Genomic DNA, 13,571 nt, shown 5'->3' on the forward strand with positions numbered 1-13,571 from the left:
TTCAGGGCTTTTCATTATTTTATATATGTTAATTGAGATTTTATTGCAAGGGTTATCCGAACTTTTCCAACAGTTCTTTAATTCTCCTCATGGCTTCTCTTAATTCCTCTTCAGAAGCGGCGTAAGAGAATCTGATACATTCCGGACTTCCGAAAGAGAAACCTCCGACACAACCTACATGTGCATTTTCTAACAGGAACATTGCAAAGTCATCAGAATTTTTAATTTCTGTTCCGTCAAGTGTTTTTCCAATATAATATGAAATATCCGGGAAGAAATAGAAGGCTGCCTTTGGAAGCAGAACTTTAAATCCTGGAATCTCCTGAATCAGTTCATATACAAGATCTCTTCTCTTTTTAAAAGCATCAATCATATATCGGTATTCAGATGGATCTGCTTTTAAAGCGGTAATAGAAGCTCTCTGGGCAACAGTATTAGCACCACTTGTCATTTGTCCCTGTACTTTTTCACAGGCTTTAGCCAGCCATTCCGGGCATGCCGAATATCCGATTCTCCATCCGGTCATTGCAAAAGCTTTAGACATTCCGTTGATTACAGCGGTCTGCTCGTAGACTTCCGGAAACTGAGCGATAGAAGTTGTTTTTGTTTCATAATTGATAAATTCGTAGATCTCATCTGAAATAATAGTTACCTGAGGATATTTGGCAACCACTTTAGCAATGGATTTTAATTCATCATAGGTATAATATCCTCCTGATGGGTTACATGGTGAACTGAAAAGAATAGCCTTTGTTTTGTCAGTAATTGCTTCTTCAAGCTGTTCTGCAGTTACTTTGAAATCGGTAACGTAAGATGTTGGAAGGATTACAGAAGTTCCGTCCATCATTCTTACCATTTCGTCATAGCTTACCCAATAAGGAGCAGGAAGTAAAACTTCATCACCATGATTGATGATAGCGGCCAAAACATTTAAAATAGCTTGTTTGGCGCCATTGGAAACACAAATCTGGGCTGGTTTGTATTCTATGTTATTGTCTCTTTTTAATTTATATGCAATCGCCTCACGCAGTTCAAGGAATCCCGGAACAGGAGAGTAGTGGCTATAATTTTGATTAATGGCATCAAACGCTGCCTGTTTGATATTGTCCGGAACATCAAAATCCGGTTCACCAAGGGTTAAGCTGATTACATCAATTCCATTCGCCTTCATCTCCCTTGCTTTATTAGACATTACAAAGGTCTGTGAGTATCCTAGTCTTTTTACTCTATCTGATAGTTTATCCATGTTTTTTTTGAATTTTAACAAATATATAATAAAAACGTTTTGCGGGAGAAATAAAAAGGGAACAGGTTTAAAGATTTTTATCAGGTTTAGAAGGTTTCACTATATTTGTAGTTAAGGTGTTTTTTTTGATACAATTTGTATTGGAAAAATTTATTTCCTTAAAAACTTAATTCCATGAAAAAAATATATAAACTTTTACTTTTGGCATTAGCCTGTACAGTATCTGCCCAAAACTATCGTTTTGTGTATGAGTACAAAATGAAATCTGATATTGATCATAAAGACTCCTTGGTTACAGATTATATGAATCTGGATTCCGATGGGAAGACATCTTATTTTTATAATGCAGTGAAATATGAAAGAGATTCTGTTTACCAAGCAGATAAAAACCTTAAAGTTCTTTTTAAGAGTAAAAACTATGACAGAAGCTTAAGTTATATCATTGAAAAGGACTACTCGAAAAGAGAGGCCAATTTATATGATAAATACAAAACGGCCAATCTTGTTATTACAGATTCTGAAGTCCCAAAATGGTCTGTAGAGAAAGAATTTTTAAATATCAATGGAATGAATTGCCAGAAAGCGGTTGCCCGATATAAGGGCAGAGAATGGGAAGCATGGTTCTCCAAAGATTATCCTATCAGCGATGGTCCTTACAAATTCAATGGCCTTCCAGGGATTGTAGTAAGGATTAAAGATATCGATAATGAGCATGTTTTTAATATGGTTCAGGTGAAAAAAGTAAACTCCATATTTAGCTTTGTTCCTAAAAACAATAAGAAAATGTCTGACAAGGAATATAGAAAACTTCTGAAAGATGATATTTTCAGCCCCGAAGATATTGAGAGTATCAATATAGACGGACAGACAGGGAAGATGGGAGTGCAATTGAAAGATGGATATGCTACTCAATTGGATATGAGTCTGATTAAAAAAGCCGGTAAGGGAAATGAAGATGCAGAATTGGGAAGACTGCTTAAGAAAAGTAATAATCCTATTGAAAAAGAAACAGCAGATTAAAAAGAAACTTGTATTATTTTTTGAGATACTCTTTCTGAAAATTTGAATAAAGCCAATAAAAACTTATTTTTGCGGATTATAATAATTCACATGTCTACATCGTTACTATTAAAATATTTTCCGGATCTTACCGAAACTCAGTTGGAACAGTTTGCAAAACTGGAAACCCTGTACAATGAATGGAATGAAAAGATCAACGTAATTTCCAGAAAAGATATGGAATCGTTGTATGAAAAACATATTCTTCACTCGTTGGGAATAGCAAAAGTAATGGAATTTGCACCTGGAACCAAAGTTCTGGATATCGGAACCGGAGGTGGTTTTCCTGGAATTCCTTTGGCTATCCTTTTCCCTGAAGCGGAATTTACCCTGATCGATTCCATTGGTAAAAAAATCAGTGTAGTCAATGCTGTAGCAGAAGGAGTAGGGTTGAAAAATGTTACGGCTATCCACGGAAGAGCAGAAAAATTAAAAGAGAAATTCCACTTTGTAGTCAGTAGAGCAGTAACCCAGATGCCGGAATTTTTAAGATGGCTGAAAGGTAAATTTGAAAAAGAACAGTTTAATCCTAAACATAACGGAATTTTATATTTAAAAGGAGGAGATCTTGCAGAAGAACTTGCCGGAATTAAATGCGAAATTTTCAACCTGAAACAATATTTTGAAGGAGAATTTTTTGATACTAAAAAAGTGGTTTACTTATCAAAAGGTAATTTTAATTCCTGATTTTACTTGAAATAGGAATAATTTTTGCTAAATACAAATTGATAATCAGGAAATTTAAAAAAAATATGAAAAAACTTCTAAATATTGGATTTTCCGCATTATTGTTTGGTTTAGTATTGGTTTCGTGTAATGACGATGATGATTATCAAACCATTGAATCTATTGGCAAAATCAAGATAGACAGCGTGAAAATCACCAGAGATACCATGGATGTTTTAGCCATACAGCAGATAAAGACTTATTCTGCTTATCCATCTAAGTGCCAGGGGTTTTATGGGTATGATTACGTCTATAGTGGTGAACTTGAAAGATCAGTGACGGCTTACAAATATGTAACCAATGGTCCCTGTTCTCAAAATATGTATACCGCTGCAAATCAGATTAACTTTAATCCTCAGAAAAAAGGAAAATACACCTTTAAATTCTGGAATGGCGGAGATAACTGGATTACAAAAACGATTGTGGTGAAATAATGAGATTGATGTTTGTGTTTTGTCTGTTATCTGCCCATTGGGTATATGGACAGAAAATTATCTGGCAGGAAGGGCAGAAACTGGTATGGGATAATTTTAAAAGCCCAGTCAATAGAAGGAACAATCCTGATGTTGCAGCGTACACCAATTGTGGCTGGGAATATTCCGTAGTAAAATCCAGTAATCCGAAGTCGCCAGTAAAAATTGAAATAAAAACGATTTTCAACGAAGATAAATCCTGGAAGGATAACAAAAAGATTAACGATTATATTCTACTGCATGAGCAGAAACATTTTGATATCGCAGAACTTTTTGTGAGAAAATTCAGAAGATCTGTTGCTGAAAATATCAGGAAATCCGGTGATTATGATAGGTTATTTAAATCTATTTATAGCCAGATATCCAATGAATATAAGAATTTTCAGATAGCCTATGACCGGGATACGCGTCATGGAATGAATGAAGACAAACAAGCAGAATACAATGTTGCTATTTCCAAAGAATTAGAAAACCTTAAAAGCTACCAAGCCCCTTGAAATTTCTCAATAAGATCATTCACGAACTGTTGGCACAAAACCCGGATCTTTCGGCGTTCAATATCATTCTGCCGGGAAAACGTCCGATTGTATTTATCAGACAAATTCTGGAGGAGAATAATTATTCAGGATTTCTCCCTAATTTTTTTACAATTGAGGAGCTGATCAATACTATTGCCGACAGGCAGGTCATTCAGGGAATTCCACTCTGGCTTTTTTCATTTAATGTTTACAGAAGCTTAAACCTGATTCCAAGAGATGATTTTTCGGACTTTCTGAAGTGGTTTCCAACCCTGCAGAAGGATTGGGACGATATTCTGAAATTTTCAGACAGTGATGAAGCTGTTTTGCAATATATGTTTGATGAGGAAAGGATCAAGGAATGGGCTCAGAACCTGGGTGAGGATGATGATGTACCGAGAAGGAAATTCCTTAATTTCTGGCAGAATATGAATATTTTCCTTCCTGAATTAAAAAGCAGGCTGCAGGAAAAAAACTGGGCGACCTCAGGAATGATTCACGAGGCTGCTAAGGCCAGTATTTTGGATTTTGCGAAGAATACCCAGGAACATTTCGTATTCTGCGGATTTAATGCCTTTACGCCGGTTGAAGAAAAACTCGTAAGAAGTCTTTTGAAGTGGAATAAAGCTCAATGCTTTTTCCAGGCAGACCAGTATTACTTTAATGATGAGAGACAGGAGGCAGGGAAATTCCTCAGAAATCATAAAACATGGAAAGAATTTGATGATAACAGGGCTTTTCAGTGGATAGAAGATGATTTTAGCCAACCTAAAAAGATCAAAGTCTATGAAGTATCCGGAAATGTCACCCAGACGAAAGTGCTGCCGGAGATCTTTAAGGAAATCAATAACAAGACCTATTCCAATACAGCAGTAGTGCTGCTGGATGAGAACCTTCTTCCTGCCAGTCTGGACGTTATGCATGGAGTAGATAATCTGAACATTACAATGGGATTTCCATTGAAGAACCTTTCTTTTTCCAATGCGGTAAAACGACTTTTTTATCTGCAGAAACAACTGGAGAAGAACAAAACATCATATTACTACAGAGATGTATTTCCCATACTGGAAGAACTTCCGAAATCTGCTAAAGATGGATTAATAATCAATGATTTTAAGACGAAAATAGAAGAAAGAAATATTGTTTATATTTCTCAAAAACTGCTGAACGAACTTTTAGGAGAGTTGTCTTATTTCGGACTTCTTCAGAAAGCAGCAGGAACGCATGCTTATCTGGATATTCTTATTGCATTCTGTCATCAGGTAAAATGGCTGGAAATAGATGATATTCAATATGAAAATGTTTCTCACTTCGAGAATGCCTTTAGGGTCATCAAGAACCAGCTGACTCCTTACAATATTGAGATCAAAATGGAAACCCTGGAGATTTTGATCAACCAGCATATCAACTCTGAAAGTATAGATTTTCAAGGGGAACCTTTACGTGGTCTGCAGATCATGGGATTACTGGAAACACGTCTGCTGAATTTTGAAAATGTGATTCTGCTTTCAGTAAATGAAGGAAAACTTCCGTTGGGGAACTCACAGAACACCTATATTCCTTTCGATATCCGAAGATTTTTTGATCTTCATACGTTTTTGGAAAATGACAGTATTTACGCTTATCACTTTTACAGACTTATTCAGGATGCTCAAAATGTCCATTTGTTGTATAATGCTTTGAGTTCAGGAGTGAATACCGGAGAAAAAAGCCGTTTCATTACACAGATCGAAATGGAAAGCTCTCATCAGATCGAACATCTGATTATTGAGAATGCTTCAGACCCCATCGTCACCAAACCTATAGAAATTTCCAAGACGGAAATTGTAAGGGAAAGACTTCAGAAGTGGAAAGAAAAAGTGTCAGCTTCCCACCTTACAAGTTATCTTTATAATCCTATTGATTTCTATCTGTCCAAGATTCTGAACACTTCGGAATCGGATGAAATTGAAGAAGAACTTTCAGTAAAGAATTACGGAAATTTAGTGCATTATTCACTTCAAGAAGTTTATGAGGGGTTGAAGGGTAAGGTTTTAAAAGAAAGTGATTTACAAAAATCAGTTAAAGCGATAGATCAATTTATAAATATTGCTATTGAGAAGCTTAAACACCAGCAGGAGTTCTATGAAAAAGGGATGAATTATATTCACAAAGCCATTGCAAAAAAGGTGATTGAAAATATACTGAATCATGATCTTGATCTGATCAGACAGGGAAATAAATTAGAGATCATTGATATTGAAAGAAGGTTTGAAAATGTAGAGTTTTATCTTGACGGAAATGATAAAATTTCTTTCTTAGGATTTATTGACCGGATCGATAAGCTGAACGGTACCTTAAGGATCATTGATTATAAAACGGCCAAAATTAAAAACCTCCATGTAAAAATTGATGCGGATAATGTAGAAGACTATTTCCATAACAGTGACAGAAAACAGGCATTACAGCTCTGTATTTATCATTATGTAGTGCAGCATCTTCCTGAGTTTTGGGGTTTCCCGATTGAAACCGGGATCTGGAGTTTTGCTGAAGCCAAGAAAGGAATGGTTCCGCTGGTATTTGACAAAGGAGATATTGATGATGCCATGAGATCTGTTAAAAGTCTTATTCTGGAAATCCTGAATCCTGATATCAACTTTGTGGAAAGTATAAAATCTTACTGAGCTTAGAATTTTCTTCACGGATAATTGGTCTATGGATACCTTTATGAGAATTCATTTATTTTTCCCGTAGATTAACTTAATACACAGGTTTTTAAGTAATATCTGTCCTCTTTGTCTTTCCATTAGAAATTCAGCCTCAGGTTATTTTTAGTTTCTCACAGATCAGGTTGTGAATCTGAATGATTACAAAAGCAAATATATTTTGAGGTTTTATTTTAGTGAACAAAGATGTAGCCTTCTGTAATGCTCAAAAAGAATAAAATGATTTTTGACTGGCTTTTATGGTATAATTGTATATTTACTCTAAAATTTTCTTATACATAAAAACAGGCTGTCTCATGAAAAAACTCCTGGTTTTGGGAACCATAATTCTTTCCCTTTTTCTTAAATCACAGCATATCAACGATTCCCTGAATATCAGATTGCAAAATGTAACGAAGGATACAAAATTTGGCTTAGCTCTGAGTGGAGGAGGCGCAAAAGGATTTGCTCACATTGGTATCCTAAAGATGATAGATTCCCTTGGAATAAAGGTGGATTATATTACGGGAACCAGCATGGGAGGAATTCTGGGTGGTTTATATGCAATGGGATATAATGCTGATGAATTAAAGAAAACCATTTATAAAGTTGACTGGAACAGAATTTTAAGCAATAAAATCCCTTACAGCAAGGTGAATATCAGTGAAAAGGATGAATATGACAAATATATTCTGGAGTTTCCTGTAGTCAAAGGATTTCCCACCCTTCCCAGCTCTTATATTGAAGGGCAGTATATGGGAGAGGTCTTGAATACGCTGACGTTTAATGCAAAACATATCAATGATTTCAGTAAACTGAGAATTCCTGTAGAACTTACTTCTTCAGATATTGAAAACGGAGGGCTGATCATGCAGAAAAAAGGATCCCTGCCACTGGCTATTCGTTCTACATTGGCTATTCCTGCTGCTTTTGCTCCAGTTTATATTGACGGAAAATTACTGGTTGATGGTGGTTTGGATCGAAATTATCCGGCCAATGAAGTTCGCCAGATGGGAGCCGATTTTGTCATCGGTGGGTATACAGGTTTCAGACTTTTTACCAAAAAAGAAATTGAAAATCCCATGAAAATGATCTATCAGACACATGCGATCCGTTCTGTGGAAGATTTTAAACATCAGAAGGCCTTATCTAATATTCTGGTAGACTTTGTAGATCCTTTGGGAGATATTACTACAAAAGACTTTGCGAGGTTCAGAAAGATCATTAAAATAGGAGAAGTAGAAGCCAGAAAGCATCTTCCTGAGTTTGTAGCCTTGGCAGAAGTTCAGAAAAAATTGGGAATCAGGTATGAACATGAAAAAATTGAGGAAGTAAAGCTTCCCACAACAAAATTCACGTTTAATGAAGAAAACGGAACTTCCCTTACTGATGAAGTGGAAATTGCCGTTATTAAAAAAGAACTTGGGCTTACGGAAGGGAAGTATTATGATGTGAAAACCGTCAATGAAGCAATAGACAGGGTGTTTGGAGTGCGTCAATACGAAAAAGTATACTACACCTATACCCATGAAGGAGATGGCCTTACCATGAATATTTTCGTTAAAAAAGCAAAGAAAGGAGCCTTTAAACTTGCGCTTCACTACGATACGGAACAGTCGGTGGGAATTATTGTAAATTATACTTACAGAAATATCCTGGCAAACAGATCCAGATTTCTTGCTACTATTGATATTTCGGAACGTTTTAAGGCACGTCTGGCTTATCAGTGTTTCCTGGGGAGCGGTGACCGTTGGTGGATAGATCTTGAAGCGAAAATGGTTCATCTTAAAAGTAATGATTTAATTTTTAGGACATTTGGATATGATGATTACACTACAAAGTTCCCTAACCACATGTACCGGAATATTACTGGAAAAGTAGCGTTAAATTACAATATTACACCTAATGCTTTTATCTCTGTGGGAACAGAATTCAGTACTGAAAGGATGTATACATTGCTGGATAAAATAGATCAGGCAAAGGCCGATAATTTTAGCAAAAAGCTTTATAATCACAGCAATTTTAATGCGTTTCTGAAGTTTGAACAGAATAATCTGAATAAGAGATACTTTTCTACCAAAGGGAATCATCTTCAGATAAGTACAAGACTGTATTTTGGAGAGCAGTATAATTTATATGATCTGCAAGTGGTACAGCCTCAGTTATATCCGATTTTAAACCCTAAGACTCCTGGTTATCTTGTTCCTGAAAATCTGGTGTCTTTTACCCTGAACGAAAATTTTGCCTATCCTATTACAAGAAGACTGGCTGCAAAGGTTAATCTGTTCCTGGGAACAAGCTTTGGTGCATACAGAGAAGACACAGTACCTTACTTTTTCCTGAATCAAAAATATAATTTAGGGGGGAGTGAGTATAATTATGATATATTAAATCCTGAGTTTAACGGACTTCGTCAGAAAGAATTACCAATGAATTCTGTAGCAAAGGCAGGTATATCACTTCAGTACAGAATTATGAAAAGATTATACTTAACGCCTTCATTCAGCTACGGAAAGATGAGTGAAGAGTTTTCGCCTTTCAATGATAGTTTTGAAATGTTTGGATATGGGGTGAACTTGGGATATGAATCTCTCATAGGACCAATTAATATTAATATTTCCAGAAATAATCAGCTTGATTTTTCAAGAATATATTTCAGTGTTGGGTTTAAGTTTTAAGGAAGTAAGGAAGTTGGAAGCAGGGAGAGGGAAGAGCTCGGGATTAAGGCTATAGCTGTACCTCAGTTTTATCAGTTCAAGAAAGTTTTAAGGAAGTAAGAAGATGGAGGCTGGAAGAGGGAAGGAATTGTGGTTTACGGTGTCTCTGGATATTGTTTTAAGATAAGGAAGCCAGAAATTTTTGGGAGATTTTACTTATCCATTCAAATTAATGAAAAAAGGAGGCTGGAAGTGATTTGCTCAATCGCAACTTCCAGCCTCCCTCTTCCAGCTTCCAGTCAATAATTTCCTACTTTCTCGGAATTTCAGGACGTGGCATCTTGTAATAACTTCCGGATATGCTCTTCAGAAAGGCTACGATAGCGTCTGTTTCCTGATTGTTGAGCTGTAATGGTTTCATTCTCTGATCGGTAACCGGAAACTTAGGATCGGCTTTCTTTTCTTCCGGACTGGGGTTGATCATCTGCATTCCGCTATTGTATAAATTTACCACACCGTGTAAGTCATCCATCAAGCCATTATGCATCCATGGAGCTGTATAACTCAGGTCCCTTAAAGATGGGGTTTTAAATTTGCCTACATCATCAGGATCTTTGGTGATATGATAAAGTCCAAGATCTTCATATTCACGCTGATAGTAGGTAAGTCCTATATTATGGAATGATTCATCAGTCAGATATTTACCATAATGGCAGTTCATGCATCTTGCTTTGGTGCGGAACAGGTGCATGCCGTATATTTCCTTATCACTCATAGCTTTGTGATCACCATTGATAAATTTATCCAGTTTGCTCGGCTGACTTCTGATGGTACGTTGGAAGGTAGCCAATGCATTCGCAATGTGATTAAATGTAATTTTATCGGTATGATAAACCTCTTTAAAAAGCTGTTTGTATTCTTTATATTTTGAAAGCTTTCCGGCCAGCTTTTCCGGTTTCATATTCATTTCATTGTGAGCAGAAATAGGACCTATCAATTGTTCCTCCAGAGTTTTGGCTCTTCCGTCCCAGAAATAAGAGTTTCTATCCGCAATATTATAAAGGGATTGTGTATTTCTTTTTCCCAGCAAATGATCATTACCCAAGGCCACTTCCTGTCCGTCACTCCAGCCCAATTCAGGATTATGACAGTTGCTACAGGAAACTTGGCTTGATGAGGATAGTTTGGGATCAAAGAATAATTTTTTTCCAAGCATTACTTCGGGGAATTCCTGGGTTTCATAATAATTGGAATCCCATTCTATAGATTCAAACTCCTTCCATTTTACATCGGCATCTACGGAAGGTTTAGGCCAGTACTGTATTGGTTTTTTATATTGTTTTATTACTTCTCCGTAATCTTTTTTGAATGTGGGTAAAGTATACTGCATGCAGAATAAAGCGATTATCCCGATCATCAGTATTAATTTAATATTTGAAAATTTCATGTTTTTTTAATTAAAAAATACCTCCTATAGTAGCCGCAAAAAACATATTGTTGCCATTTTTGAAATCACTGTACACCATTTTACCGCCTGCATATGCATTCTTAATAACCGGAAGGCTAAAGTGAAAATTAACATCAAGTTTTGCCTGCCAGAAGTCTGAAGACTGATAGCTGTAGTTTTCCTGCAGCATTTGTTGAATGCCAGGTTTATTGGAAATACTGAACGCAGCATCTTTTTTATAAACATCAGTTACCGCAAGTCCCATGCAGACCGAAAGAGCGAGCTTGTCAGTGAATGTCTTTATCCATTGATAATCCGCACCGTAGACAAGCTTATTTAAATCAATGAACGAAACAGGACTGTTATAGTTTTCTTTTTCCTGAAGCCATCCAAAGAAGGGGAGCAGTGATGATTTTGCTTTTTTATGCTCAAGTTCTAAGAATCCTTTTAATAAAATATCAGTTATCTGATGATTGTACCTTTGTGCAGAACCTATCTGTATATAATTCCTTGAATTGTCATTTAAAAACAGATTTTCAGTTCCTTTTCTGTTGATATGGTTTCCGTTTGCAGAAATTCCCCAGGAGATTCTTCCTGTTTCAAAAAACTTCCCTAATGAGAAATTAAACTGTTGTTCATCAATTCTGGAGGCATTAAGGTTCGTATATTCAGTCAGGAGCTTGTCAAGGTTGAGCTTTTTAATTCCGGCAGTAAGATACCACGATCTGTTTTCTGCTTCAAAAATCTGCAGCCCCCCTCCATAGGACCAGCCTTCATAATATGCCTGACGAAGTTTCCCTGAAAGCAGTTCATTAGAATTACCCAGGCCACTCATATTGTAAATCATTGGAAAACCTTGGTTGCTTACAAAACTCAGATAATGCTTTTGAGTATACTTTTCAGCTTCCACATAAGCCCCGATTTTAAATTTTCCAAACATCATTTTATGAGCTCCCAGCGCCAATGAAAAATTAGCAGAGGTGTTCTTAGGCCTCGGATCAAGATCACGATAGCTCAAACTTGCTCTGTAGCTTCCTGTAATACCTATGGTGAATGAATTGAATTCCCTGGAATATCCTCCTGAAAACGCATAATTTTCAAACTTCATATCTCCACCTACACTGTCTGCTGCCACATAAGGGTAGATGATGTCATAGTCGGCATTTTCGTTCCATACTACCTGCTTGTTTTTCCCCTGTGAATAGGAAGCATTGCCCCAAACCGTAGTTTTTGGATCCAATATCTGATGGGTACGGGCTTCTGCACCCCAAATATTTTTCCCTTTGCCCTTTTGCTGTATTTCATTGGGAGTATTACTGTTTTGGGTGAATATATTAAAAACTGTAATATCATACTTCCTTGAGCCTAATACATTGGCGGGGTTGGAATTGATACTGCTTTTAAGTCTCCTTTCATAGCTGTATTCTTCATGAATCTTCTTCATGATGGTGTCATTATCCTGAGCATGCATTTCAGAACAAAGGAAAAGAACCGGCAGGATAAGTATGGATTGAAAATGTTTCATTTTAGTTGAATAATGATGGTTTTACACCGTGATCAAAATCCACAGTAGAGTTGTTGGTGTCTTTTAGAATATCTTTACCTTCTGAAGTTTTTCCAATCACTTTTCTACGGACTGCTTTTCCAAAACGGTTTTTATCTCCATCAAAAGATGTTACAGAAGTCCATCCCATATCTAAAGAAGGTGAAGTGACCAACCATTGGAAAGAATCCTGTACACTGAGATTAACTGCATCTGTGATCCATTCATTTGGAATCTTAACAGCTGTTCCGTCCATAGGATAGACATCTCCGCCAAAAGTGAGGTTATATGTGTAAGTGTATGAGTTCTGGCTTACTAACGCTTCATTGGTCATTCCTAGTGGCATACGAGCTAAAGCATAAGCATAGTATCCCTGGGTGTGAATAACCATTTTTTCAAATACATTAAGCATTTTAGGTACTGCAGGATTATCAATGTCATCAGAATCTTCCTTGAAAATCTGGAAGTTGGCCTGAGAAAGGTTAATAGAGGAAGAATTAAACTCCAGATGGTTGATAGCATCTTCTGCAATGATTATAGATGAACCTGGCAATACCGGATATGTACTTCCGTTACCGGGAATTCTGATGACCGCTCCGGCAGAGAATATTGTTCCGATAATATTCGGGCTGTAATCCTGTTTTTCATTCGTCATAAAAGCTGACTGTATCAGCAGCATTCCGTCAGCATATAATGTTTTATCCGTATTATTTGTGATTTTAAAATACTGATCTCCAAAATACATGGCTCCCTGCGGTGTTTTTGTTCCTGCAAAAAATACCTCTTCAAGGATAAGATCACTGCTTTGCGCTTTCATTGAAATGTCAATGACTTTAGTCTGTTCAGTACCATTGATTACCACTCCGGTCTGAACTCCACCAACTTTTGCTTCTGTAGCCCCTGCATTATCAGTATACACAATACTTCCTTCTACAGTAATGTTATAAGTTCCTGTAGGAAGAACTGCTTTCAGAAGGTTGGTATTATTAAGCTCCTGAATAACTGTAAATCCGGTATTCAGTTCTTTAAAATTAACGGTAAGGTGTTTGTATTCTTTCACCTTAATGTTTTCCGGAACTACCTTCAGTTGAAGATTAAGTGTGGTCTGAGCCTGGGATTCCGGTGCGTCAGAGTCTGATGAACATGCTGCAAGACTTACTACAGCACACAATAGTAATAGTGTTCTTAATAATTGTTTTAACATAATGTATTGAGTTG

Annotated in this window: 10 protein-coding genes; 6 read left to right on the forward strand and 4 right to left on the reverse strand. The window is 36.6% G+C overall.

Translation table 11 applies throughout. From position 1 onward, the window contains the following. Positions 1-52: 52 nt before the first annotated feature. Positions 53-1,246 (reverse strand): pyridoxal phosphate-dependent aminotransferase, encoded by a 1,194-nt coding sequence (locus tag WH267_RS20250; RefSeq protein WP_340010589.1) that lies wholly within the window; start codon positions 1,244-1,246, stop codon positions 53-55. 174 nt (positions 1,247-1,420) lie between these two features. On the opposite strand from WH267_RS20250, the gene WH267_RS20255 reads away from it, so the two are divergent. The 6 genes from WH267_RS20255 (at position 1,421) to WH267_RS20280 (ending at position 9,384) form a co-directional block, all read left to right on the forward strand. After that, positions 1,421-2,266, forward strand: coding sequence for a GLPGLI family protein (locus WH267_RS20255; RefSeq protein ID WP_115968958.1), 846 nt, complete (start codon positions 1,421-1,423; stop codon positions 2,264-2,266). A gap of 90 nt (positions 2,267-2,356) precedes the next feature. Further along, the gene (gene rsmG / locus WH267_RS20260) at positions 2,357-2,992 is read left to right on the forward strand and encodes a 16S rRNA (guanine(527)-N(7))-methyltransferase RsmG (RefSeq protein ID WP_123319403.1); all 636 of its coding nucleotides are present in this window, start codon (positions 2,357-2,359) and stop codon (positions 2,990-2,992) included. 65 nt (positions 2,993-3,057) lie between these two features. After that, positions 3,058-3,465, forward strand: coding sequence for a hypothetical protein (locus WH267_RS20265; protein ID WP_115968954.1), 408 nt, complete (start codon positions 3,058-3,060; stop codon positions 3,463-3,465). Between the two features lie 8 nt (positions 3,466-3,473). Further along, complete coding sequence (locus WH267_RS20270; protein ID WP_340010591.1) at positions 3,474-4,001, forward strand: DUF922 domain-containing protein; 528 nt, start codon at positions 3,474-3,476, stop codon at positions 3,999-4,001. Continuing rightward, a complete protein-coding gene (locus WH267_RS20275; RefSeq protein WP_340010593.1) occupies positions 3,998-6,685 on the forward strand; it encodes a PD-(D/E)XK nuclease family protein in 2,688 nt (895 codons plus the stop codon). The genes WH267_RS20270 and WH267_RS20275 overlap by 4 nt, the downstream gene beginning before the upstream one ends. A 338-nt stretch (positions 6,686-7,023) precedes the next feature. After that, positions 7,024-9,384: a patatin-like phospholipase family protein gene (locus WH267_RS20280; RefSeq protein WP_340010594.1), complete on the forward strand. Its 2,361-nt coding sequence runs from the start codon at positions 7,024-7,026 to the stop codon at positions 9,382-9,384. A gap of 289 nt (positions 9,385-9,673) precedes the next feature. Here the strand turns inward: WH267_RS20280 and WH267_RS20285 are convergent, their stop codons facing one another. From WH267_RS20285 to WH267_RS20295, 3 genes are read right to left on the reverse strand one after another with little or no spacing between them, the layout of a single operon-like run. Continuing rightward, positions 9,674-10,810: a cytochrome-c peroxidase gene (locus WH267_RS20285; RefSeq protein ID WP_340010595.1), complete on the reverse strand. Its 1,137-nt coding sequence runs from the start codon at positions 10,808-10,810 to the stop codon at positions 9,674-9,676. Between the two features lie 10 nt (positions 10,811-10,820). Further along, positions 10,821-12,335 (reverse strand): DUF6850 family outer membrane beta-barrel protein, encoded by a 1,515-nt coding sequence (locus WH267_RS20290; protein WP_340010597.1) that lies wholly within the window; start codon positions 12,333-12,335, stop codon positions 10,821-10,823. Position 12,336: 1 nt separating this feature from the next. After that, positions 12,337-13,557: a DUF4876 domain-containing protein gene (locus tag WH267_RS20295; RefSeq protein ID WP_340010598.1), complete on the reverse strand. Its 1,221-nt coding sequence runs from the start codon at positions 13,555-13,557 to the stop codon at positions 12,337-12,339. Between the last annotated feature and the right edge of the window lie 14 nt (positions 13,558-13,571).

This window comes from Chryseobacterium sp. MYb328 (genome assembly GCF_037572595.1).
GTDB classification, from domain to species: domain Bacteria; phylum Bacteroidota; class Bacteroidia; order Flavobacteriales; family Weeksellaceae; genus Chryseobacterium; species Chryseobacterium pennae.